This window comes from Undibacterium sp. GW821-FHT11H02 (assembly GCF_058808015.1).
The window spans coordinates 59,220-83,347 of record NZ_JBXARG010000008.1 but is presented as its reverse complement, the minus strand read 5'-3'; the positions used below and the strand labels follow the sequence as shown (position 1 = coordinate 83,347).

Here is a 24,128-nt window from a genome sequence, read left to right as displayed (position 1 = left end):
AGTATGCCCTTGTTTATGAACGAGGGTAATTTGTTTAGCAATCGCCGAAACTTCGCATTAATGCCGAGGTTTCACTTGAGTCAAGAAGGATGACATCAATGTCGTCACATGGTTTTTTGTCCGCCTCATCGCAGATTTTTGCGAAAGCGAAAGTGTTTTCCTGTGCACTGGCGCTGAGCTTTGCCGTCAGTCCAATCAGCTTAGCTAGTGATAGCAAATATCAGATCCCCGCTCCTGAGCTACAGGTTTTGGTTGATGCGCCGCGCGGCCCTGAGTTTCGCCTTGGCCCATTAAATAAGATGGGCTTGTTAATCAGCATCCCTGGCTTACCGAGCATCGCCGAAATCGCTCAGCCAGAATTGAAACTGGCGGGATTGCGTGTGCATCCGCGCTTGCGCGCTGCCAGCCGTACCAGTTTTAGTGATGGCTTGAGTTTATTAGAAATCGCTAGTGGCACCACGCGCAAAGTGACCGGATTGCCGAGTCGAGTGCAGATTGCAGATATGGCGTGGTCGGCCGATGAACGTTGGCTGGCTTTTAGTTGTTGGGGCAAGCGTGGGGTCGAGTTGTGGTTGTTGAACGTCAAAACCGCGAGTGCGCACAAGCTGATAGACGAACCACTGAACGCCGTGACGAGCGCGGGATTTTCCTGGGTCAGCGGCAATGGGCAAGCGGATCAATTATTGGTTCGCCTATTACCACGGGCGCAAAAACCAGCACCACGTGAAAGTCAGGTGCCGGCGGGTCCTTCTATGCAGGAAACCCGTGGCGGCAAATTAGCACAAACCCGGACTTATCCCGACTTACTCAGAAATCCACATGATGCCGATATGCTGGATTGGCAATTGCAAACACAGTTGGCGATGGTCACTGTACAAGGCAATGTGCGACGCTTTGGCCCCGTGATGAATTTGACCAAAGTGCTGGCTTCGCCCGACGGCAAATGGGTATTAACGACGCAAATCAAACGTCCCTATTCTTATCAACTACCTTTAGAGCGCTTTGGTCAGTTGATTGAGGTGTGGGGTGTCGATGGGAAGAAGTTGAAAACCATCGCAGAACTACCTATGCGTGAACGATTGCCTAGTGCGAATGATGCGGTACAAGCAGGCCCGCGCAATTTTGCCTGGCGTAATGATCAGCCAGCCACTTTATATTGGCTAGAAGCACAAGGCGGCGGTGATCCCGATTCCAATATTAAAGTACACGATATCTTGATGCAGCACGGCGTGCCGTTTGGTGGCGCACCGCAAAAAGTAATGGAAATGGCATGGCGCTTTAATTCCGTGGTGTGGGGTAATGATCATTTGGCTTTGGTGACAGAAAACTGGGGCAAGACACGAGAAGTGCGTACGTGGCGCATACAGCCCGGCGCACCATATACCAAACCCGAATTACTCTTTGCACGTAAGTCCGAGGATCAATACGCCAATCCGGGCGTGCCCTTGATGGAATTGAACCAGTATGGCCGCTCGGTGATTCGCCTGACTCGCGATGAACAATCCATGTTCTTAATTGGCACCGGTGCCAGTCCAGAAGGGGATCGTCCCTTTATAGACCGATACCATTTGCCGACTGAAAAGGCGATACGCTTATGGCGTTCTAAGGCACCGTACTACGAAGAGGTGCTGGGTGTGCTTGATGATCAGGGAACTCAGTTGATTACTAGCCGTGAGGCGCAAGATGAACGTCCAAATTTGTATCTGCGTAACCTTAGTAGCAACGCGACGCCTAAAGCTTTGACCAACTTCCCTCATCCGACACCGCAATTGCGCGGCATACAAAAGAGGCAGTTGCACTATGAACGTCAGGATGGTTTAAGTCTCAGTGCGACTTTGTATTTGCCACCCGCGTATGACCCAAAGCGGGACGGTCCGCGCCCGATGTTGATGTGGACTTACCCACGTGAGTTCAAGAGCGCGGAAACTGCGGGCCAGGTTACCAGCTCACCGTACAAATTTAATCGTATCAATGTGCAGGGGCCGCAAGTCATGTTGGCGCGCGGTTATACCGTCTTGGATGGGTTTGCCATGCCTATTGTGGGCGAAGGCCGTAAAGAACCCAACGATACCTTTATCGAGCAAATTAAGATGAATGCCGAAGCGGCGGTCGATGAAGTCGTGCGTTTAGGCGTGGCGGATAGGCAAAAAATTGCAATTGGTGGTCATAGCTACGGCGCATTTATGGCCGCGAATTTGTTAGCGCACACCAGTTTGTTTCGTGCTGGAATTGCCCGTTCCGGCGCTTACAACCGCAGTTTGACGCCCTTTGGTTTTCAGGCGGAAGATAGAAATTATTGGAAGGCGATAGATACTTATCAAGAGATGTCGCCGTTTAACTACGCTGATGAGATTGATGTGCCCTTGCTATTGATACATGGCGAAGATGATAATAATCCCGGTACTTTTCCTATGCAGAGCGAACGCATGTATCAGGCTTTGCAAGGTTTAGGCACGCCGGCACGCTTAGTCATGTTGCCTTATGAAAGTCATAGTTATCGGGCCAGGGAATCGCTACTGCATATGTTGTGGGAGCAGGATCAGTGGTTGTTACGTTATGTGAAGAATGCGAAACCGACAGCAAAATGAGCTGGTCTTTGACCTGTGCGGCGGAATATCTTGGTTCCTTGATGATTTTTGACTTATGATGTCTAGCATCGTTTCTACTCAAATTCCCCATGCTAAGAGCCTACATACTTGATAACCAAGCCGTTGCCCGTAATCTCTTAGGTTCGGTGCTGGCTAGCGGCGGACATGAGGTGGTCGGTGATGGTAATCCTAGCTCTACGAATCTGGCCAAAATGGTCAAGCTACAACCGCAAATCATATGTGTCGATATCGGCGAGGCGGATAATGACGGTTTGGCCTTATTAGATAATTTGCGCGCCCAATTGCCTAAAGCGCTGATTTTTTTGGTATCCGCAAAAATGGATGCTGACACTATACAAGCGGCACAAACTCGGGGGGTGGTTGGATTTATTGTAAAACCATTTAATGCGGTGGCGGTTTTGACCTCTATTCGTAATACCATACTGCGTATCGCTTCTCAAAGCCGGCAGAAATCGGCAGAAAATACGTCGACTGACACCAATCAAACCGACCAATCCGCAAACCCGGCTTGATCCGTCCTCCGCATATTCGATTTCATCTGCGATTAGCTAATTTCATCGCATTCTTACTTCACGCAAACTATCTGGCATACAGTAATCCTTAATTCGCCAGGAGCCTCTTATGAATACCACTATCTCAAGTCCTCAATCACTGATGTCTGAACAGGCCTTACCGGCTGAAGTCTCGATACAAAGTGACACCTGGCTTAATCGCTATCGTAACTACCCCGTCTTTTCACGTACTTGGTTCCGTCATCGGGCGATCGCTTTTGGTGGTACCTTATCCATCTTATTCGTGGTGATGTTAGGTATTGTTTTATTGACCACCGAGCGGGTGAGCCTCTTCTTCATCTGGACCGTCCCTTTTTTTGTTGGTGCAACCTGTCTGTTTTTAATCGGACAGGCGATGGCAGTTTGGGTTCGCCTGCAAAGCTATTCTGAACGCAAAGAATCGATAGGCATAGTCTTGGCTTTGATTTTAGGGCTGGCTCTAAGCTTTTCGATAGGCTATGTTACCCATCTTGGCTTCAATTACGCCCTGAAATCAGCGGATAAAAAGACAGAAATTACCGCGCCTGCTCAAACTAAATCTGCAACACCTTCGGCGACTGCGGAGGCAACTAAGGAAGTCGCCAAGCCTGAGGACAAGAAGATAGAGGTCAACGAAAAAACTGAAAAACAAAAAGAGTTAGAGCGCGGCCCGCTGGTCAATGGCATTATCACTTTGTTGAAATGGACACCTTTGACGATAGGCTGTCTTTATTGGAGTAGCTTTTTTGACCTCTTAGTATTTTTCCGTCAACGTAAACGTTTAGCCGAAGCACTGCGCCAACAAGAGTTAAAGCGTGCACAAGACGCTCGTCGTGAAGCCGAATTGCGCCTCTCGGTTCTGGTTGCCCAAGTAGAGCCGCACTTTCTATTTAACACATTAGCCGGTGTACGATCGGCGATCTTGACGGAGCCTTTACGGGCTACCGCGATAGTCGATCACCTAGTCGATTATCTACGCTCCACCATTCCCCAGATGCGCGGCGATGGCAGCTCTGAGCAAGGTCGCCTGGCTAAGCAATTAGAGGCGGCACGTGCCTATCTAGGTTTGATGCAAGCGCGGATTCCTCGTCTGACTTACAGCGTAGAATCCGAATTAAAGGACGCCGCATTCCCGCCTTTGTTACTAATTTCTTTGGTAGAAAATGCGATTAAACATGGAGTAGAACCAAAAATTGGGCCAGCACACGTGAGTGTCAGTGCGCGCTATTTTGATCAGGACGATGAAGAAAAACTGGAAGTGGCTGTCAGCGATAACGGCGTTGGTTTTGGCGGCACGACTTCTGGTTCTGGCATAGGATTGGCAAATATCCGTGAGCGCCTGGAATCCATGTACGGTACCCGTGCCAGTTTAGTGTTAAAAGCCCGTCCTGAAGGCGGCGTGACGGCTAGTATTGTGATTCCCTTGATCGCATAATTCGCTTTTGATTAGTGAGTCCAGCTTACCCAATAATGTCCTACCGTAAATTGTCACAAAAGGAGTTCCCATGACGACTGCGATTATCGCCGATGACGAAGATCTACCCCGTAAAGACTTGCGCCGTATGTTGGCAGAATTATGGCCAGAATTAGAGATACTGGCAGAATGTGAGCACGGCACCGAAGCGCTAGAAGCGATCCATCAATACAGTCCCGACATCGCCTTTCTCGATATCCGTATGCCAGGTATGACAGGACTCGATGTCGCGAATGCGACCAAAGGACGTTGCCACGCGGTATTCACGACCGCCTACGACAATCATGCGCTAGAAGCTTTCTCTGCTGGTGCGATTGATTACCTGTTAAAGCCAATTTCGCGTGAACGTTTAGTCGACGCTATTACGCGCCTCAAAGAACGCATGGCAAGTAAAGCCGCGCCATCCGATCTCAGTCAACTGATGCAAGAACTAGACAAGCGCCTACGTCCTCAAACAGCGGAACGGATACGCTGGATCAGTGCCAGTGTTGGTGACACGATTAAGATGTTCCCGATTGATAAAATTTTGTTCTTCACTTCAGATGAAAAATACACGCGTGTCGTCTGTACCGATGATGAAGCGCATGTGCGAAAACCGCTCAAAGAAATCATCGACGGCTTAGATCCGGAAATATTCTGGCAAATCCACCGCAGCGTCGTCGTTCGCGCCGAAGCTATCGCCAAAGCGCATCGCGATGAGCTCGGCAAAATCACGGTGGAATTGCGTGGTACCAAAGAGATATTGAAGGTAAGCCAGGCCTACGCTTGGCGCTTTAAACCTATGTGATTGCGAGTTTGCGCTATAGATCAATTATTCTGGCGTATTTGTCTCAGTCGGCTTTTGTGTAGTGGCTGTATTTGTTTGAGGCACATCTTGCACGATAGCTCCCTGCTGCAACACCACAACCCGCTCCGCCATGCCTATGGTCTCAGGTCTGTGCGCAACGATGACGCGGGTCAGTGGAATTTGTTTGATGGCGGCATTGACTGCTTGTTCATTCCATACGTCAAGATGACTAGTCGCCTCATCGAGCACTAACAGTTTCGGATTTTTATACAAGGCGCGTGCCAGCAAAATCCTTTGTTTTTGTCCGCCCGATAAACCTGTACCGATATCGCCGACCAAGGTGTTGTAGGCCATAGGCATTGCCATAATTTCGGGATGAATGGCCGCCAATTGCGCACAGGCCGCGATTTGTTCTTGATTAGGCGTTGGGTCGAAGAAACAAATATTGTCAGATATGGAGCCTGCAAATAAGCTATCGTCTTGCATCACCGTCCCCAACAATTGGCGGTAATTATTCATGCCCAATTGCCTCAAAGGCAGAGCGACTTTCTCTTCACCGATCAGAATTTCACCTTCACTCGGTTCTAACAAACCTAAGAGTAATTTCATCAAGGTGGTCTTGCCGCAGCCAGAAGGCCCCGTAACCGCGATGCATTGTCCCGCAGGAATCGTTAAATTTAAATCTTTCAGAACATAGGGCTCGCTATCGGCATAACGAAATGAAAGATGGCGAAATTCAATTCTGGGCACGATATGTTCCGCATCTATCTCGACATCTTGAGTCTCTTCTTCCGCTTCGGTCATGACAATATCAGCGACCCTTTCTCCATGCAACTTCATCATGCGCAGTTCAAATAATTTATCGACCAAACTTGCCATGCGTTGGCTAAATTGGTCTTTATAACTAATGAAGGCAAATAACATCCCTACCGAAAATTGTTTGTCGAGCACGGCCAAGGCCGCGAGCCAAATGACGATGACGCGTTCAGCACCAAATAATAAATTATTCGCGGTTTGATAAGACACCGACAATTTTGCGATGCGTAATTCTGCATTAAATTGATCGACCAAGGCATTCATCCAGCCGCTACGACGCTCTTCAGCGCGAGAAAATAGACGCACACTTTGCACGCCGCGTATCGATTCCATAAAATGGGTTTGCTGTTTCGCCGCATGGATGATTTGTTCTGCCGTGGCTTCTCGTATCGCGCGAAAGATCGTCCAGCGCAGCAAGATATAAAGTACGACGGCGACGCAAGCAACCGCTGCCAAGATCGGGCTATACAGCAGCATCATAATAAAGGTACCGATGACCAACACACCGTCAATCACACCTTCGACAAACTGCGTAGTCAGACTGCGCTGTATGGTCTGGATAGAACCAAAGCGCGACACAATATCGCCGGTATGACGTTTTTCAAAATACGGCAATGGCAGTTTCATCAAATGGGCAAATGCATTGCCTAGCCACTGAAAATTCAAATTCGTCGCCAGTACGGTCGTCACCCAAGAGCGCACCGCACCTATGCTGGTCTGTATCACCACTAACAGTAAAAACCCGCAACCAAGTACTGTGATTAAATCCCGATCGGCTGCTAGCAATGCTTCATCCACCAGCCACTGCATGTAGAACGGCGCAACTAGTGCACAAACCTGCAGCGCCAAGCCCAATAATAAGATTTGGATTAGGCCGCGCTTTAAACCAATGACCCGACCCATTAAAGACAGTAAAGAGTAATTTTGTACTTCAACTTTTTTAGTGAACTCTGCGGTAGGCGTTAGCTCCAACGCGACGCCGGTAAAGTGTTTTGCGAATTCCGCTAACGGCAAACGACGTTCGCCTACGGCTGGATCGTGGATCACTGCATGTGTTGTGGACACGGATTTCAACACGACAAAGTGATTCATGTCCCAATGTAAAACACAGGGTAGCTTCAATTCGGGTAAGTGCTCCATATCCAATTTTAAAGGGCGGGTTTGCAAGGCCAAGCCTTGCGCCATCGCCATTAAGCCCTTGAGCGTGACACCCTTTAATGACACAGAAAAGCGCCGACGCATGCTGGCGATATCGGTTTTGTGACCCCAATAACTTGCTACCATACATAAGCAAGCCAAACCACATTCAGCCGCTTCGGTTTGCAATAAAACCGGCAGACGCTGGTTGCGCCAGAAAGAAAAAGAAAGTTGAGTCATGGGAAATTACATCGCATATTGAGAAATAGAAGTAACGAAATGTTGAAATATCGAAATGGGTAAGCGCACTTCATTGATCGAAGAATGGCGTGAGCAAGCCTGCCATTTGAAGATCGTCATTTCCGCATGCTTTTAGCGGGAATCCAGTGTCGTGAAAGATATCGGTACTGTTGACTGACGGGCACTCAAAATTACATCACTACATCAACTACATCCGCCCAGAAATAGAAAACAAAGGCTCCAACACCCATTCATACAAACGTCTTTGCTCCAACAAAATACTGGCATCGACCAACATGCCCGATTTCAAAGGCAAGGATTTGCCATACGCCAATACATCTTGTTTCGCTAGTGTCAAACGGATGCGATACACAGGCTCGCCATTCGCGCCGTTAGCAGCACCCGGCAGTGCTAACTCTTCAGGACGCAAAGAGGTACTCGCCACCTCGCGCACAGTGGCAGCATATTGACCAAATTTTTGATAAGGATAAGCCTGATAGCGAAGCAAAACTTGCATACCTGGTTTCACAAAACCGATAGAACGAGATGGTGCGTAAATTTCTGCTTCCAGCATACTGCCGCTAGGTAAAATCGATGCCAGCGCTTGATTGGCCGCGATAGTTTGGCCTGGCTCCGCCGTCATCGCAGTCACCACACCGTCTTGCGCGGCGGTCACTACAAACTCGCGCCGTGATTCATTTTCAAGGAGATCTTGTTCGACACCTGCCGCACTACGTTGCAAGCTAGTTTGCTCGCGTAACGCAGCAATGCGCGCGTCATTCAACTCTGCCTCAGTACTGTTCAATTCACGTTGATTGTTCGCCTTCACTCTTTGTAGGTCCGCCAGACGCTGTTGCTGATCAATCAGTTCAGCCTGTCTATCTTGTAATTGCGCGGCAGAGATAAAATTGGTCGCCTGCAAATCTTTAAAACGTTTCACATTTTGTTCTGACAAAGTCACACGCTGTTGCTGCAAAACAATCTGCGTCTCGGCTCGTTGCGCTTCAGAGCGGATGTCGGCGAGACGCTGTTGCAAGGCTGCCAGACGTTGCTGCGACTGCGTACTCGATTGTTTTAACTCAGCACCAAAACTGTCGCGGCGCTTTTGCAATATGCCGGAGATCGCCTTCTGCGCATCAACAGGCGCTGATCCCTGACTCAAATTCTGCCCTTGACGCTCACTGCGTAACACATACAAGACTTCACCAGCTTTCACCAGTTGTCCTTCTTTAACGCGTTTTTCCGTGACGATGCCATTTTGGTTCGCCATCACCTTGATCACACCGCTATCAGGCAACAAGACACCCGAAGTCTGGGCTTTGCGGGTGGTCGAAAATAGCGCAAAGAACGCAACAATGCTGATCGCGATCAAGACAAAAAGTGTTGCAAAAAAGCGATGACTAAATGATTTTGCCAGGATGACTGTGCCGTATTGTTTGGTACTCAAATGGCTGAGTGCTTGCTGACGAAATAAGGGGCGAACGGGATTTGGTGGCGTCGCGGGTGTTGCATTGGAGCTCATTATAATTATTAAAAAATATTATTAAAAAAGTAGAAATAGCTTGACACACTATTTTTTTTTTAGCAATACTATTGTTGTTGAGATAATTCTATTTCAACAATTTAGTGTTTTTTAATTTACTTTTTTTGAGGTTTATTATGCAAGAATTGAACATGGTTGAGGTTGATGAGGTTAGTGGTGGTGAACCGGTTACTGGTGCTGCGGCCGCGGCGGGATGGGCGGCGGTTGGAGCAGTTGGTTTAGGGATTGTAGTAGGGGCCGCATTGGTAGTGGGTGGCTTTTATGCATATAAATATTTTACTAAATAATCTATTTTGATTAAATTTTTTAATTTAGTTAATATGTAAAAAAGGAAATTTATGCAGGAAATGAATGAATTTGACATATTAAGTGTTTCTGGTGGAATCGTACCTTTAGCAATATATTTTATTGCAGGCGTGGTCATAGGTGCGACAGGAACTTCCGTTGGTATGTACTGGGCATCAACTTCAAAATAGACAAAAGGTAAATAGTATGAATGAATTAGAAGGCAGTGAAATAGATAGAATTTCTGGTGGTGTCGTTCCACTAGTAGTATATTTTGTTTGGGGGGTGTACATTGGTGCAGCAGGTACTTCAGTAGGAATGTATTGGGCGTCAACTTCCCAGAAGTAATTATTTTCCTCCCGATAAACAATTTATTGGGAGGACTTAATCTAATTTAATAGGATATTTAAAATGGGTAAAATAACCTTAGAAAATTTAAATCCTTCAACATACTTAGGCTTGTTTGCAATTGGTACATTAGTTGGTATGTTTTTAGGAATTGTGATAATTGAATATTTTAAACTTTGACCTTGTCCAGAACAACGTATCTTTTACTTAGACTCAAGCGGCTTGCTTCAACTGTGATGCAAGCCATTTTTTTTGGATAACTGGCAGTAACTGGGGTTACCCATTAGCCCCCAGTAGTCAAGTAGTCGAACCAAATACTCGCAAATTACCGCGATAATTCTTAATCCGCCATCACACGCCTGTTTCAAAATGTCATCGTGCCTTTTGCTTCGCCGTGTGGTTGCGTTTGAATCGCACCAGTCACCCATGTGGTTCTAGCGAAAATGATGTTACTGTTTTCGCCCAAGTAGCGTCGCTACTCCAGAAGCATCTCAGTACCGCTTTGCGTCCAAGTGATGGGCAGATCTGTGGCTACCAATGATGGTTCCAACCCCGTGTGGCTCGCATTGCAGACGACTCATTTTAAACAAATTCATGGGATAACTGGGGTCAGATTTAGTTAAACATCTGCCATTCTGAGCCACGAGCAATAATGCGCTTTTGACGGGATGCCATATGACAGTTAAAAAAGTGAGTAGACTTTTTGGCTTGGCGCATGTCAGACAGTTCTAAAATTAAATTTAATCTGACCCCAGTTATTGCTGATCCCTGACTCAAATTCTGCCCTTGTCGCTCACTGCGTAACACATACAAGACTTCACCAGCTTTCACCAGTTGTCCCTCTTTAACGCGTTTCTCCGTGACGATGCCATTTTGGTTCGCCATCACCTTGATCACACCGCTATCAGGCAACAAGACACCCGAAGTCTGGGCTTTGCGGGTGGTCGAAAATAGCGCAAAGAACGCAACAATGCTGATCGCGATCAAGACAAAAAGTGTTGCAAAAAAGCGATGACTAAATGATTTTGCCAGGATGACTGTGCCGTATTGTTTGGTACTCAAATGGCTGAGTGCTTGCTGACGAAATAAGGGGCGAACGGGATTTGGTGGCGTCGCGGGTGTTGCATTGGAGCTCATTGTAATTATTAAAAAATATTATTAAAAAAAGTAGAAATAGCTTGACACACTATTTTTTTTTTAGCAATACTATTGTTGTTGAGATAATTCCATTTCGACAATTTAGTGTTTTTTGATTTACTTTTTTGAGGTTTATTATGCAAGAATTAAGTTTGATAGAGATTGACTTTGTCGCTGGTGCTGCACAAGCGTGGACAACCTTGTGTGCTGCAATTGGCTCTATATTTGGTGGTGCGGGAGCAGCAATTGGAACTATCGTGGGTTGGATTATCGATAACTATGGCCAAGATATTGCGGACTGGTGGAAAAATGGCGGTCCTGCTGCACCATAATAACGAAAAGCTTAACAAGATCAAGTTAGCAGTATTGCGCTTGTTTTGACTGATTAAGAGAGGCGTAGCAATAGCCTCTCCCAAATCGACTTTTTATTTAAAAAATGCGCATAGGCATGGAATAAATAGTGAAGAAAATATTTTTCATTTTGACGTTTTTGTGTTGTTCGAACCAAATCCATGCGAAACCTCAAACCAGTAATTCTGAGGCAACGATTGAGACTGCACACAAAATAACGATCAGTACTTTACGTGATCCTGTAGACAAGTCATTTCGCAAAATGATGAGCGGCGTAGCCATCTATGTAAAGCATAAGTATCTGGCACCTGACTCTAGCTTACGTTTTAAGTTGCTACCGCGACAAATAGATGTGGATATCGAAACGGTTCGCTTGAAAGTGGTAGGAGACAGCTTCTCAAAAAGCATTGATGTCGCCAGCGATGCGAGCTTTACGCTTGAGATGGACGAAAAGGCGATGAACGAAGACGCCTCAGTGCGACCGAATCGAAAGATTGGCAGCCTGACTTGGCGGGCACTTGTCCGCACTCCAGGTCTCCCCGAAAACGTCTATCGCTTGGGAGATCTGCGATTGTCATGCCTAGTTGGCAAGGAAGCGGGCTTAATCTCCAATTTTGCGTGGACTCGTAACATGCTATTTGCAACAAGTGATTTTTGTAACGATGAGAACTCTAATTATTTATTCTTTTCTGAAAAACCACTGTTCGGTGTGCGCTTAGAGGCTGGTGTACGCAAAATGGACATTCCTGTGGATAGACTGTATGCGGGATATAGCTTGGCAATATTTAACAAGGAAAATCTTGAAACTTGTGATTGTCAAGTGATGATAGATCGCACCTATCACCTACCACTGGGCGATTTGTCTTGGCCAAACGATACCTTGATCAAGATCGAATATATGAAGGATGGGGCATCGGAGAACCACCAGCAAGCTGTATTGGTGCCCAAGCACGCTGTACTCCCGGTCAAATAAGGTGTCGCATTCCATGAAACTCATTTACCTCCTCATTCCATTAGCCTTCACAGGCTGTACCACAATAAGTCAAATAAAAATGGCGGGTGACCTTAGAAGAGCGCAACAAACAGAGCTCGAACAAGGACTCAATGTCTCGAATACAACTGTTGTACCTATTAAAAGTGTAGGGGCGAAGTTAATTCAATTGGATCAGGCTGTGCAATCTGTCGTGCTTGGCATTAGCGATAGAGTTGAGGTTGCAAAAAGACTTGGCGAAACTAAGATTCTACGTTTCGACAGTAACTATGAAGTTTGGATATATCAATTTGCCTCGCCTGAAGCAACGCGAGTGTTGAGAAACGAGAATCACAAGCAAACCGCCCAAGAGCACAAGATGCTCGAATTACGTGAACTCAGAATACTATTTAACCCAGCTGGCATTGCTATCAAACTAAAAACTATACATAACTGAAAGGCAGCAACCACTATCCTTCTAGAGTAACAGAAGATAACTGAGAAGATAACCACAAACATAACCAAACGGCGGGCACCCATTAGCCCCAAGTAGTCAAGAAGTCGAACCAAATACCGATTCCCGCGAATTGATGGGATTGAAAGAAACATGGGGTCAGAAGAAACATGGGGTCAGAAGAAACATGGGGTCAGGCCTTACATTTGACATTCTAGAAATGAGTAACGTATAGAGCAGTTACTGGCTATCTTCCCTCATTAAACCGTGCATGCATTTTCCTATATTTGTTTTTCTAGTTCTTTAGGCGAACATCTTACTGAACCACCCATTTGTAACGATACGGATCAAAGTTAACTGAGTAAATATCTTCGATCATTCTGTCGGCTTCTTTTTTCTGACGAGTGAAGTAAAGTTTATCTTTGGGATAGCTGGGGTCAGATCAAATTAAATATCTGCTATGCAAAGCCACGAATAATTCGATTTTGACGGGACGCCGAATGACAGCGAGTAAGATCGGGAGGCCAGTTGGCTGGCGTAAGGCTAACAGTCTAAAAATTTAATTTTATCTGACCCCAGTTATTATTGAAATGAAAAGAGCACGTTTGACCTTGTCCAGAACAACGGATCTTTTACTTAGATTCAAGCGGCTTGCCTCAACTGTGATGCAAGCCATTTTTTTAGATAAAAACGAATAGTAGAAAATGCAGAATGTAGAATTCCTCAGTGACACAATCTAATCCTTCCTTATTTATCGCCCTGCTACGCGCGCCATGGCAGCGGTGATAACACTTGCTTCAGAGCAGACAAAAATAGATTGGTACGCGCAGAGCGACTGCCTTCCTTTGAGCCCAGTAAAGCAACTACATCGGCTGAGGGCAGCTTGTGGTGAGGTAATAGTCGTACTAAACGACCATCGTGTAACTCTTTCGCGACATCCCATTCGGAACGTTGCATGATTCCATACCCATTTAATACCCATTGCTTTACTACGCGGCCGTCGTTGCTGGCTAGCTTGGGATGGACGCGAATCGATTGCATTTTTTTCTCGTTGGGCGCCTGTATTTTCCACAGCGTGACGTCCTCCGCATTTTCTCTTAGTGCGATGCAATGGTGGTGGTGCAGATCTGCGATGGTGGTTGGCATGCCATATTTTTCTAAATAGCTTGGCGCCGCACATAGGTAACGTTGATTTGCTGCCAGTACCATTTTCACCAACGATGAGTCGCGTAATTCGCCTATGTGAATGAGAATATCCCATTCTTTGTTCAACTGATGAGGATTGTCGGATAGTTCCAAATCCACAGCCAAATTGTTGTGATTGGCTTGAAAACTTGCTACCAACGGAGCAATAAATTCATGTCCAAAGCCAAATGGTGCCAAGATGCGAAGTCGTCCTACGATATCCTTTTTGTAGCTTGTGATTGACGATTCTAAATCTTCTAATTCTGTCACGATCAATTTGGCGCGCTCATAGAAATGGCGGCCCTCATCAGTGAGCTTGGTTTTCCTGCCCTTCCGGTTAATTAATTGCAGTTGTAGTTTTTCTTCAATCGCTTGCAGTCTTTGCGTGATGGATGGCGGTGAAACATTGAGTAGCCTTGCGGTCGCAGCGAGCGAATCTTGTTGAGCCAAAACGCAAAAGAAACGTAAGTCTTCACTATTGATCATTAAGTAGCACCTTAATTCATGAGTAAGTATTTCTTAATTTTACTATTTACCTGCTTAGCTTATTCTATAAAAAAGAGCGGCGTTGTGGCTCTTACAATAGTTAACTAGAAAGTGAATGATGGTAAAGAAGATTGTATTGGCAATATATTGCGGTTTGGTCGTAGCCATTTGCCAGGCAAATACGGCATTTGGGCAACAGAAGTCGGTGCCAGATTTCAAGAGAACTGCTCCTGAGGCGATGTTCAGTCCAGCACAATTGCAAGAGGACTTAGCTTTTATTAAAAACAGTATCGCCACAGTGCATCCGGACCTAGCCTACAGCGCCGACCTCAAGCAACTGGTACGCGTGTATCAAGAGCTAGAAATTGCTTTTCAAAAACCGATGAGCAAAGACGCTGCATGGCTTGAATTGACGCGACTAAATCCCTATTTCGCTGATGGTCATCTATTGGTGTCGTATGCCAACATGCGCAAGGAAGCGGAAGACCATCTCGCAATGGGGCAAGGCTTCTTTCCTTTTGAAGTTTACGTTGAGCTTAATGCTAATGGCGATACGCAACTCTTTATTCGAGACACACTTGATGGCTCCCCGAGTGAGCTGAAAGGTAGTCGTATTGAGCAAATTAACGGCGTGCCTGCAACTCGTATCGCGCAAGAGTTATTGACAAGAATGGCTGGCGATACACCGGCATTTCAAGCGAATCTATTGAGCCGACGTTTTTGGTTGCCGTATATCAAAATGTACGGTGCACCAACATCATTTGACCTAGTGCTCAGTCGAGATGGCGCGACAACACAGGTGCAATTTCTGGCAATCAAGCGCTTACCAAAAGCGATGTTGGATGCGAATAATTTTGACCAGCAGTTTCGATTTGAAATGCTCAGCAATCAGACTGCGCTTTTAACCATCAAAAATTTCATGTGGGAACAAGATGAAAAAGTCTTTTTTGAATTTACCAAACAAGCATTTAAGACGATAGCGGAGAATAAGATTAGCCATCTGATTATTGATATTCGCGAGAATACAGGTGGCAATGATAATTTTTGGAAAGATGGCATTCTTCGTTACATCGCCGATAAAACCTACCGTAATGGCTCCACTTATCGAAAACGTGTATTGGCAGGGCGCCAAAGTGGTACGGAAAAAGTGGGGGACATTGTCGATGGCTCGGTCGATTCCTGGGTTCAGCCTGACCTGAATAATCCCTACTTTTTTAAGGGAAAGACATACTTGTTAGTCGGCAGGCTAAGCTATTCCTCATCCGTGTTATTGAGCAATGTTGTACAGGATTTCGGATTTGGACAATTGGTTGGACAAAGCGCCTATGTCAGATCTCGGCAGACAGGCGGCATCAATCAAATCAATACTTTACCAAACACCCGATTGGAAATAGTTGCACCGCGTTTTATCTTAGATCGTCCTTCTGGAAAGCGTGATCCTGTGTTGCTGCAACCGGATATCATTTTGCCTGATAGTCCATTTGATGAACGTCGATTGATATTGGCCTTGCTGGAAAAATTAGAGACGAAATAGGACTTGATGTCATCGTCGAGGTGAGTGCTTTCATAGTTTGCTTTGAACGTCTCCTTAGCTCGTACTCGTAAGCTAAGGAGATTCGTTACAGCTCAGGAAGAAATCTTTACTGATCAGGACTTGGTGTACTGCATGAATGTGACAGTTCCATCATTGAAGTCATTGTCTGAAGCATCTTCAGACACGACTACTGCCATATTAAGTTGCCCACCAGCGGGTGATGTGGAGGTGAAAGAGTTCGCTTCTACCGGATTCGATTTGCCATTTGAGCTGACGGAAATGGTGTAAGTCGATAAAGTGGATGAGCCGCCCGGTGGGGTAAATGAGGCCTGGCCTTTCGGGTTGCTATTGGCCGTGAGGAAACCGGGTGTCGTCAATGCCATTGCCACATTGCCTTCACCATTACCTGTGAAAACAGCAGCAGCCCCAGACGGTGGCGTGATGGTAATTACCTGCATGTATGAAGCGTTTGCAAGTCCTTGAACAAAGACGATATTGCCGCCAGCAAATTTGACGCTCGCAGTATTAGTAGCCATAAAATATCCTTTAAATGTAAGTTAGAAAATTAAAAAACCGCTCATATAGTTTTGGCTCCGCCCTCTTCAAGTAGAACCAAATAAATCGCTAATTCAATTTCTCAAACAATCAATACGAATACATTGATTTCATGAGTCTGCACTCAAACTAGCGCTCACTTTCTTCATTGGTAGTCAATGCCTGCCGTTGAATAAGCTTATAGCTTATATAGCAATTTCGATGCCAGCATAAAACCTAGTCAATTTTCAAAATTTAATGATAAAGCAAGCTTGTTTGACAAATTTTTACAAGTAATTTTGGGAGCGATTACATGTACAAAGGTGCTGTTTTGATGTAATTGTGGGAGCTGTATCATTTTTTGTGACATGCAAGGACTAGCTTCAACAATCCAAGTCATTGCCCAAATCTATTCGGGTAGGTTGCCGACATTCAGCATCACTAATATGCCAGCCAATCACAGGATGCTCTCGCGAAAGGCGTGCTTCGCAAAGTGAGCAAAAAGTGTGCGGCCTTTCATTTCGCTTATTCGTCGCAAAAAAAAAAGCGGCACGCATTTCTGCATACCGCTTTCATTCTCTTTTTTGCCAACAATTAAGAATCAACCTCACTATTCATAGGATCACCATAACCGAAAACAATCTCTACATGAGTGCCGTCGCTGACCACGGTATTGTTGCCGTTATAGGTCATTGTCCACTGGTAAATGTAATTACTCAAAGTTCCCCGACTTGCAGGGGTTAGTGTGAAGTTGCCCGTGGTGGATTGCGCATTGTAGAAAATATTGTCCGCGGTGGCGGTGGGATTGCTCGTGATTTGACTGATGCCATTCGTACTGAGTAATTGCCCAGAGTTAGGAACAAATAGGCTGGTAGCCTGGCTTATTAGCGCGGCAACACCGACCTTGTCGGTATCACTACACGCTCCAGCACACAGGCCTGCGTATTCGCCTGCGCCCGGTTGTGGTGAGATCGGAGGATTCAAGTTAAAGGTGCATACTACGGTTAGTTGGTCGCCATCCAACCAACCACCTAATTCGTTGGGATTACAAGGCGACCAAATTGCGGTGGTATTGCTGCCCGTGAAAATACCGCCTCTGACGACGATGACGCCTTTAGGTAAAGTTAAACTATATTGCATGGTGCTAACCCTCGCTGAAAAATATCCGATGTTGTAGGAGCAAAACATGGCGTTGCTGCAATCAGGTGCCGAGCAAACTGCATGCGATAGCTCATGCACCATTATTGCCGCCTGACTGAAATCCCCTTGCAATGGCGGAAAACCAAAAAAGGAGGGATTGAACCAGATTTGACTACTATTCAAGTAGGTGTAAGCGATAGCACCACCGTCTTGAGTCGGATTAATCGTCAAACTAAAAGTCGTGCTACCCATGCCCGTTTGCATCTGGCTGTAATAGCCCGATACGGTCGCCTTGTTATCCGCGTTGGCCGGCACTTGAAACACGGCGGTAAAGATGGAGTCATTCTTGCTTGTCGCTAAAGCGCTGATCGAGCGAATCTGAAAGCTATAGGCATTCAACCATGCCATCCCCAACGCCCCCTGCTGCTCCGTCGTGCCACCGCTGATTGTCGGTGTCAAAGGCGCACTCGCGTCGAGCGCCGAGAGTGCGCTGCTTGCTAAGTTTCTATGTGCCATGCCTTCCGTTTTTCGCGGTGCGGCATCGGCGCTTGTGACCTCGATGCTGGTGCTAAATTTTTGTACCGCGGGTGCGGTAGCAGAGGCAACATCATCAAGTAACACCAGCTTGCAGGCGACCTCAACTTGATATGTGCCAACTTGGTCGAAGTAATAGGCATCACTCAAATCAAACTCAGTCGCGACCGATGCACCCGCTGCGATGGTGACGTAACAGTCAGGGCTTGGCACTGGTGCCCGCAAGACATATTTACCATCGTATTTGAGTTTGTTTCCCGCACAAGTGATGTGGAAGCAATCACTCATCAAGCCTTCCAATGGTGTATTCCAAATCAAAACTTTTTGTTCCACCGCACTCAAGTTCGTCAGCGTAAATGCAGCGCGTACCCGCGCCCCTATCGTTACGCTCTTTGATAGGTCTAGCCTGATTCTAAATAGATCGTCCATAGCTTTCCTCTGATTGAAATAAACACTGAAGGGCTCGGCCTTCTTGTACCCAGTATCAACACAGCAAAACCTGTGCCATCGTTCAAAATGTTCATCACGCCAGAGGACGGCGAAAAGGGAAGGACTAAGCGATGTGAACTTACATGTGAGGAGGCGAACCTTACATGCCAATTCTTTTTTGATTCACATTGAAGCAGGCATAAAGTACCGAGCGGCGTTACAGCAATTGAACCCAGAATTTCCATTGGGATTTGAGGCGATGGTGGATGCACTTTTCGAGGCAGTTTTTACGTGAATGAGGCGCAAATAGCTAGCTATTTGCAACGAAGAACGAAAAAAATGACCGAAAATGCGCCGCCAGCGCTCAAATAGCGTCGAAGACGCGCCTAATGGAAAATCTGGGTTTAATCCGATACGGCACAGCGCAGCGAGAGCGATGCAGCACAGCAAGGCCATGCCACCTACAGAGCCGTTCCTGGAGCTAATCTTGCTTGAGAGTTCTTCTTTTAGCGACATTCACGGAAGAGGATTTGCTTTGCTTTCATCATCCCACGTCTCCGCCAAAATCCAATACCGTTTGCCGTCGAAACTCAGCATCAAATTATTAATACCCCGGCCTATCACCGGACCATCTTGCGTTCTGCGCATTTCGTAAGTGCTCCAGATTTGGATGGAATGGCCGAAGCGTTTTACTTCACGCTTAATTTCATTTTCAAAGAAGCCGCCATCAAAGAAGGGCTTGGAGTTGTTGTGATATTCCTCCACCGTGTGTCGTTTTAATACACGTTCTTTGTTGGCATTGCGGGTATGAATAAAAATAGCGGCCTCTGGATGATGTAAAGATAAATCACGCTGCATATCACGCGCCACGCCTGCCCCGCCAGAAACAACTTCATAATAAGCGCGCATCAATCCATCTATGCTAGTAACATCCTCTGCGCGTGGCGCTTTTGATTCTTGGGCAAATCCACTGCCTGAGATGAGTAAGGCGCACAAGGCGAAGCGCGAAAAATGAGTAAGTGATTTGAACAACATTCGAGTCTCCTGGAAGAAATTGAATTCTTTGGACTTTGCTGTCTGATATTAGTTCGAAGCGGCTTTGAAAAATCCTGAAGACGGAATGCCAAATTAAATCTAAGATGCGATATATCAAATTTATTGATAAGGACTTTAAATGACTAGCATGACCGAGTTTCTATCCGCTACGCCCATACTTGCTTCCTTAGACATCGCCAAAACAGTCGTATTTTATGAAACGAAACTTGGCTTCACGACCTTGTATGCAGCCCAGAATGAATACGCGGTGCTGCGTAAAGACAGCATTGGTCTGCATTTCTGGGCGTGTCAGGACCCAGCCATTCCAGCGGCGACCGCCTGTCGTATTCAAGTGCGAGGGATACAAGACTTATACGAACAATGTCAGCGCGAAAAAATAGTACATCCGAACGCCAGCTTGGCCGAAAAACCTTGGGGTAGTTTGGAGTTTGGGATCGTCGATGAAGACAAAAATTTGATGACGTTTTACGAAGAAATTTGAACAGAAGATCTATCGACTATCAATACACCATGCCAATAACGATCAGTAAATTTCTCCTTGCGCTTGAGGCCTTGTTCTTGGTATTTCCCATCACCGTTTTATTTTCGCTTTGGGCTTCACATTTCTTTACTGCGATAATAGAGCCTAAAGCATGGTTCGTGGCGCTCATCATACTCTTAAGTACCATGGCCTTAATCGCTGGCTGGCGGCTCATGTTGGCGTTCTGGTTGGGTGGTTCAAGTAGTTTGCGCCGGGTTCAACCACTATTTTGGTTCCTTGCTGCGGCAGGCGGCATAGCGTCCGCCGGTATTGTATTGCTTGCGTTAATGAATATTGGACATGAGGTCAGACGATATGTAGGTCTGCTAGGCTTCGGCTCGCCATTGATTATTCCTTTCCTACATTTACGTTTAGAACTAAGACGGCAGTAGCTTTTACCCCTAACTTTCAGTCAATTTTTCTGGTTATGACGATCAAAACGATTATCCGTATAGGCATTATTCTTGGCCTGCTCTCTCAGCTCACCGCCTGCCTTATGAATAGTGTCCGTCGCTTAGATCGCGGCGGTGTGCCGCAGTCGGATACTTCGGTGATCGTTTACGGTGTGCGTCTCGACACTGCCTGGAGTGCTCCTCAAATGATGTTTAGCGTGGATGCTTATGATATAAAAAAACAGGCGATAAAAGGCGATTGTTGGCATCTTGATCGTGCCCAAGTTTTGGTATCGGGTACCCCCGGTGCGATACAGTATTTTGCCTTTGAGGTACCAGCGGGTCATTATGTTTTTGGTGCCTGGAGTACGGCCACAGCTATTACGCAAGAGCGCGTCTTTTTTGCACCTGAATCTGAGACCGTGTTCCTGGGAAATTTTATTTATACGGCGCATCAGAAAATTGACATACAACGCGATCTGATGACGACGAAATCAGAAATATTGACGGCATTGCCCAAGATTAAGCCGACGATTTCACTGGCGCCAGCGCAAGTGACTGGACAGGTAAAATTGTTTATATGTACGCCTTAGATTTAACGGCATTCTTAAAGTGAGGAAAAAATGAATTTCGAAGACAAATATGCATTTGCATTAAACGAACTTGAGCGCAGTAAGATCTGGCGCTCAAATTACTATCCGCCGCTAATTCGTTTGATCCATCACCTCGGTCTTAAAGTGCCACCGCCGCATTACAATTCCTTTTTTGGGAATGCCATTTTGATGGGGACGATGTTCGGTATTATTTGGGGAGTGTTGATGTATCTGATGTTGTGGCAGAGCCAAAATATGGCTGCTGCAAACATCTTGACGGCGGTAGTCATTGCAGGATCATTGTTTGGGTTCAGTATGGCGAGCTATTACAAGTACAGCGCCAAGAAAAATGCACTTACCCCTTGGCATGCTATTGCTTAAGAGCTGACTTAAGCGCAGTCTCAAATAAAAAAAGGAGCGACAGAAAATTATTTTTGCCGCTCCTTTTTTGTATCGTCCATCCGTCTATAGTTGGAACAGGTAATTCAATTTCACAAATACACTGCGACCAGTTAATAGATCTAGTTTGTCAGTTTGTACCACACGCTGTGGATTACTAACCAAGGCCAGATTTTCTTGTCGATCAGCATAGCCTGCATATACCGTGGTTCCTGGACCTAAGACATAGCTCAGCTGCAGATCTTTATTCAATTGCTTACCCGATTTTATGCCACTTAAAAGAGGGTTAGTTTGCAGATTATGATAGTCGAGCACCAGACGTACCCCCAAGAAACGATTGTGCTGATAGGCGATCTTAGTGCGGAATACCAAGTCGCGATAGATACTGCTGTCGGCAGCTTGTCCTCCGATTGCTCGCATACTGCGTAAGTCGTTGTAGAGCAAGGTCTCATCGATACGCAATTGTGAGTGCGGTTTGAAGCCCAAGGTCAAGGAAAAATCACGCGCTTTATTCAGACTAGGATCTTGCCCTTTTGCGGGTACATAATTGATCAATTTATCGGTGCCCGTCACAAAATTGACGCTTAACCAGTCGAGTCGTTCGGACACAATGCCGATGCCATTACCGTATTTTTGAAAACCTATACCTTCATATAATTCGTAGGAATTCAGATTGACCAAAGTGATGTCCGTCGCAAATTTAGTGCGTAAAATCAGGGCGCTTTCGAGACTCCAGTCTTGTACGACATTATTGTGATCGCGTGCGACCACGGCTTTGAGTTGTGGCCCCGCTTGATTGAAGACGAGTGGCTCGGAGAAATCCCAGATATAGCGAATCTGTTGTGAGAATTGACGGATATCATTACGTGGCAGGTAGGCGAGTTTCCTATCGAATTTTTCGCCGATATCGAGGTATTGGCTGGTGAATAGAAAATTGCGTCCTGTATGTTTAATTTCAAAGAAACCCAGGTTGTCATTTAGATTGATCGCATCGCCTTCTTTCGTTTGACTGTGCGCGAGTTGAGCGGCGATATTCCAGTTTTTATCTAATTGATGGCGCAGATCAAAACTGGCGACCGAGTTGCTGATATTTCCGAGGCGGCGTTCGGTTAACATGGCACCGAGATTTGATCCTTTTGCAAAATCGTTTTGTACACGGGCAACCAAAATATTGGCCTTATCGCCGTAGCTGGTATGATTGCTTGGCAGTAATTTGCCGACTGCTGCATCGTCGATCGCCAGGCCGCCGAATGACCAATTCCCTTCACGTCCGGTAATCCGCGCACCCGCTTTCGGTTCTATGATGCGACGTGAAAAAAATAGATTTTGCGGCGTTTGAAACATGCCGGCGTTCTCTAAAAAGAAGGGCCGTTTTTCTGGAAACAAGACTTCATAGCGTTTGTTCACCAGCGCTTGAGGTTCGTCGGACTCCACTTCGCTAAAGTCAGGATTTAAGGTTAAATCGAGCGCCATCGCTTCGCTCAGTACCCATTTTGCATCCAGTCCCGGACGCGACTTATTTTCTTGTTGCCATATGGGTGCGTTTGGATTGCTGCTGTTTAAGAGCTTTTTCTGTCCGAGAAATAAAGAGGGGTTCAATTGAAAATTGCGCCCGGGTGTCAATTTTGCTGGGATAGAAATTTCTGCCATTTGCCCGACAAAACTTGCGTCTTTGTCCGTAATGTAAGGCCAGAATGACCATTCATTAATACCACCCACGATACGTCCCACCGCGATGCCCCAGTTCTGCACATCCGAGGCATTAAAGCGCAAACTCTTAAATGGAATTGCCATGCTGACGACAAAACCATCTTGAGTAAGCTGGCCTTCCGACTGCCACTGGGTATCAAAATTAAAATCGATGCCTAAGCCTTCGGTACGCTTGCCATCAAACTGTACGCCATGAGGATTGGCATGAAATACAAAGGCGCGTTGTTTATCGTGAAATGTGTCTAGCTCTAAAACAACTTCGTCGTCACCCATAATGTTTTCGCGCTTGGCGATATTCGCTCGCACGTTTTTAGGATCCGTTTTGACGACAAATACCGCGTAGAAGTGTTTGTCGTCGTAGGACAAGTAGGCTTTGCTGTCTTGTGATGCTGGTGTGCCATTGCCGGGTTTGTATTGACGAAAATTGTTTACTTCGACGCCGTGGTCTGCCGGTATCTTGGCCACATAGTCGGCCAAAACGGGAGGCTTATTGGCTCTCGGAATTTGCAAAGCTTCCGCCGCTAGAGAAGCATTGCTGATACCTAAAGTGCTGGCTAACAAAATCATGCCAAGGGAGAAGGTTTTCACCCGATCTGAGGGAGCTCTTGTCAAGAGATAGTTAATTTTCTTCTTGAACGAGCTCGGTAAATTAGTTGTGTGTTTCATGATCTGCCTTTTTTTATTGTTGAAATCTACGCATACCGGTTTTTCCAAAGTACAGGCGTGATGAGATAGGCATCAGACCCTTGAAAAATCGAAGGTAATACCTGTCTGTAGCAAGCAAGACTGAATGGATTGGGGACGCAAAAAAGGTATGCGACAAAAATGAATTCGCGCCAAGAAGATGGCTGAAATTCTCTTGATTTGTGCGCAGTTCGACTGGAATAGAAAACGCTAGTTCAACATTTTTTGAAAATTAAAAATTGAACTTTTTT

At 46.1% G+C, this 24,128-nt stretch carries 23 protein-coding genes; 15 read left to right on the top strand and 8 right to left on the bottom strand.

Going from position 1 to position 24,128, the window contains the following annotated elements:
* The first annotated feature begins 98 nt into the window (after window positions 1-98).
* The 4 genes from AC1RR2_RS10235 (at window position 99) to AC1RR2_RS10220 (ending at window position 5,400) form a co-directional block, all read left to right on the top strand.
* Window positions 99-2,588: an alpha/beta hydrolase family protein gene (locus AC1RR2_RS10235; RefSeq protein WP_493222157.1), complete on the top strand. Its 2,490-nt coding sequence runs from the start codon at window positions 99-101 to the stop codon at window positions 2,586-2,588.
* 89 nt (window positions 2,589-2,677) lie between these two features.
* Entirely contained in the window at window positions 2,678-3,121 is a 444-nt protein-coding gene (locus AC1RR2_RS10230) for an ANTAR domain-containing response regulator (RefSeq protein ID WP_493222156.1), read from the top strand.
* 109 nt (window positions 3,122-3,230) lie between these two features.
* Window positions 3,231-4,574, top strand: a complete 1,344-nt coding sequence (locus AC1RR2_RS10225; RefSeq protein WP_493222155.1) for a sensor histidine kinase — start codon at window positions 3,231-3,233, stop codon at window positions 4,572-4,574.
* Window positions 4,575-4,644: 70 nt separating this feature from the next.
* Window positions 4,645-5,400, top strand: coding sequence for a LytR/AlgR family response regulator transcription factor (locus AC1RR2_RS10220; protein WP_493222154.1), 756 nt, complete (start codon window positions 4,645-4,647; stop codon window positions 5,398-5,400).
* Between the two features lie 24 nt (window positions 5,401-5,424).
* Here AC1RR2_RS10220 and AC1RR2_RS10215 read toward each other — a convergent pair whose 3' ends face one another.
* Both AC1RR2_RS10215 and AC1RR2_RS10210 read right to left on the bottom strand, forming a co-directional pair.
* Window positions 5,425-7,593, bottom strand: coding sequence for a peptidase domain-containing ABC transporter (locus AC1RR2_RS10215; RefSeq protein WP_493222153.1), 2,169 nt, complete (start codon window positions 7,591-7,593; stop codon window positions 5,425-5,427).
* A 208-nt stretch (window positions 7,594-7,801) separates the two neighbouring features.
* Entirely contained in the window at window positions 7,802-9,115 is a 1,314-nt protein-coding gene (locus AC1RR2_RS10210; protein ID WP_493222152.1) for an HlyD family secretion protein, read from the bottom strand.
* Window positions 9,116-9,252: 137 nt separating this feature from the next.
* Between AC1RR2_RS10210 and AC1RR2_RS10205 the strand changes: the two genes are divergently transcribed.
* The 3 genes from AC1RR2_RS10205 to AC1RR2_RS10195 are packed head-to-tail and all read left to right on the top strand — an operon-like array spanning window position 9,253 to window position 9,769.
* Window positions 9,253-9,423 carry a hypothetical protein gene (locus AC1RR2_RS10205; RefSeq protein WP_493222151.1) on the top strand — a complete coding sequence of 57 codons (171 nt, stop codon included), beginning with the start codon at window positions 9,253-9,255 and terminating at the stop codon, window positions 9,421-9,423.
* A gap of 51 nt (window positions 9,424-9,474) precedes the next feature.
* On the top strand, window positions 9,475-9,612 hold the full coding sequence (locus AC1RR2_RS10200) for a class IIb bacteriocin, lactobin A/cerein 7B family (RefSeq protein ID WP_493222150.1): 138 nt from the start codon (window positions 9,475-9,477) through the stop codon (window positions 9,610-9,612).
* 16 nt (window positions 9,613-9,628) lie between these two features.
* A complete protein-coding gene (locus AC1RR2_RS10195; protein WP_493222149.1) occupies window positions 9,629-9,769 on the top strand; it encodes a class IIb bacteriocin, lactobin A/cerein 7B family in 141 nt (46 codons plus the stop codon).
* A 615-nt stretch (window positions 9,770-10,384) separates the two neighbouring features.
* On the opposite strand, the gene AC1RR2_RS10190 is transcribed toward AC1RR2_RS10195, so the two are convergent.
* Complete coding sequence (locus AC1RR2_RS10190) at window positions 10,385-10,906, bottom strand: hypothetical protein (RefSeq protein ID WP_493222148.1); 522 nt, start codon at window positions 10,904-10,906, stop codon at window positions 10,385-10,387.
* A gap of 137 nt (window positions 10,907-11,043) precedes the next feature.
* Between AC1RR2_RS10190 and AC1RR2_RS10185 the strand changes: the two genes are divergently transcribed.
* The 3 genes from AC1RR2_RS10185 to AC1RR2_RS10175 all read left to right on the top strand — a co-directional run bounded on the left by AC1RR2_RS10185 (window position 11,044) and on the right by AC1RR2_RS10175 (window position 12,684).
* On the top strand, window positions 11,044-11,238 hold the full coding sequence (locus AC1RR2_RS10185; protein ID WP_493222147.1) for a hypothetical protein: 195 nt from the start codon (window positions 11,044-11,046) through the stop codon (window positions 11,236-11,238).
* 128 nt (window positions 11,239-11,366) lie between these two features.
* A complete protein-coding gene (locus AC1RR2_RS10180) occupies window positions 11,367-12,230 on the top strand; it encodes a hypothetical protein (protein WP_493222146.1) in 864 nt (287 codons plus the stop codon).
* A 13-nt stretch (window positions 12,231-12,243) separates the two neighbouring features.
* Window positions 12,244-12,684, top strand: coding sequence for a hypothetical protein (locus tag AC1RR2_RS10175; RefSeq protein ID WP_493222145.1), 441 nt, complete (start codon window positions 12,244-12,246; stop codon window positions 12,682-12,684).
* Window positions 12,685-13,443: 759 nt separating this feature from the next.
* On the opposite strand, the gene AC1RR2_RS10170 is transcribed toward AC1RR2_RS10175, so the two are convergent.
* Window positions 13,444-14,352 (bottom strand): LysR family transcriptional regulator, encoded by a 909-nt coding sequence (locus tag AC1RR2_RS10170; protein WP_493222144.1) that lies wholly within the window; start codon window positions 14,350-14,352, stop codon window positions 13,444-13,446.
* 118 nt (window positions 14,353-14,470) lie between these two features.
* On the opposite strand from AC1RR2_RS10170, the gene AC1RR2_RS10165 reads away from it, so the two are divergent.
* Window positions 14,471-15,886, top strand: coding sequence for a S41 family peptidase (locus tag AC1RR2_RS10165; RefSeq protein ID WP_493222143.1), 1,416 nt, complete (start codon window positions 14,471-14,473; stop codon window positions 15,884-15,886).
* Window positions 15,887-15,999: 113 nt separating this feature from the next.
* Here AC1RR2_RS10165 and AC1RR2_RS10160 read toward each other — a convergent pair whose 3' ends face one another.
* From AC1RR2_RS10160 to AC1RR2_RS10150, 3 genes are all read right to left on the bottom strand, one after another.
* Complete coding sequence (locus AC1RR2_RS10160; RefSeq protein WP_493222142.1) at window positions 16,000-16,422, bottom strand: fucose-binding lectin II; 423 nt, start codon at window positions 16,420-16,422, stop codon at window positions 16,000-16,002.
* A 592-nt stretch (window positions 16,423-17,014) separates the two neighbouring features.
* A complete protein-coding gene (locus AC1RR2_RS10155) occupies window positions 17,015-18,523 on the bottom strand; it encodes a M35 family metallo-endopeptidase (RefSeq protein ID WP_493222141.1) in 1,509 nt (502 codons plus the stop codon).
* A gap of 516 nt (window positions 18,524-19,039) precedes the next feature.
* Window positions 19,040-19,558, bottom strand: coding sequence for a hypothetical protein (locus tag AC1RR2_RS10150; RefSeq protein WP_493222140.1), 519 nt, complete (start codon window positions 19,556-19,558; stop codon window positions 19,040-19,042).
* Between the two features lie 139 nt (window positions 19,559-19,697).
* Here AC1RR2_RS10150 and AC1RR2_RS10145 point away from each other — a divergent pair, with 139 nt between their 5' ends.
* Genes AC1RR2_RS10145 through AC1RR2_RS10130 form a run of 4 tightly spaced genes read left to right on the top strand, consistent with a single transcriptional unit; the run spans window position 19,698 to window position 21,465 of the window.
* Window positions 19,698-20,060, top strand: a complete 363-nt coding sequence (locus tag AC1RR2_RS10145) for a bleomycin resistance protein (RefSeq protein ID WP_493222139.1) — start codon at window positions 19,698-19,700, stop codon at window positions 20,058-20,060.
* A complete protein-coding gene (locus tag AC1RR2_RS10140; protein WP_493222138.1) occupies window positions 20,057-20,491 on the top strand; it encodes a hypothetical protein in 435 nt (144 codons plus the stop codon). The genes AC1RR2_RS10145 and AC1RR2_RS10140 overlap by 4 nt, the downstream gene beginning before the upstream one ends.
* 35 nt (window positions 20,492-20,526) lie before the next feature.
* Entirely contained in the window at window positions 20,527-21,084 is a 558-nt protein-coding gene (locus tag AC1RR2_RS10135) for a hypothetical protein (protein ID WP_493222137.1), read from the top strand.
* Window positions 21,085-21,114: 30 nt separating this feature from the next.
* Entirely contained in the window at window positions 21,115-21,465 is a 351-nt protein-coding gene (locus tag AC1RR2_RS10130) for a DUF6404 family protein (protein ID WP_493222136.1), read from the top strand.
* Window positions 21,466-21,549: 84 nt separating this feature from the next.
* On the opposite strand, the gene AC1RR2_RS10125 is transcribed toward AC1RR2_RS10130, so the two are convergent.
* On the bottom strand, window positions 21,550-23,859 hold the full coding sequence (locus AC1RR2_RS10125) for a carbohydrate binding family 9 domain-containing protein (protein ID WP_493222135.1): 2,310 nt from the start codon (window positions 23,857-23,859) through the stop codon (window positions 21,550-21,552).
* Window positions 23,860-24,128: the final 269 nt, after the last annotated feature.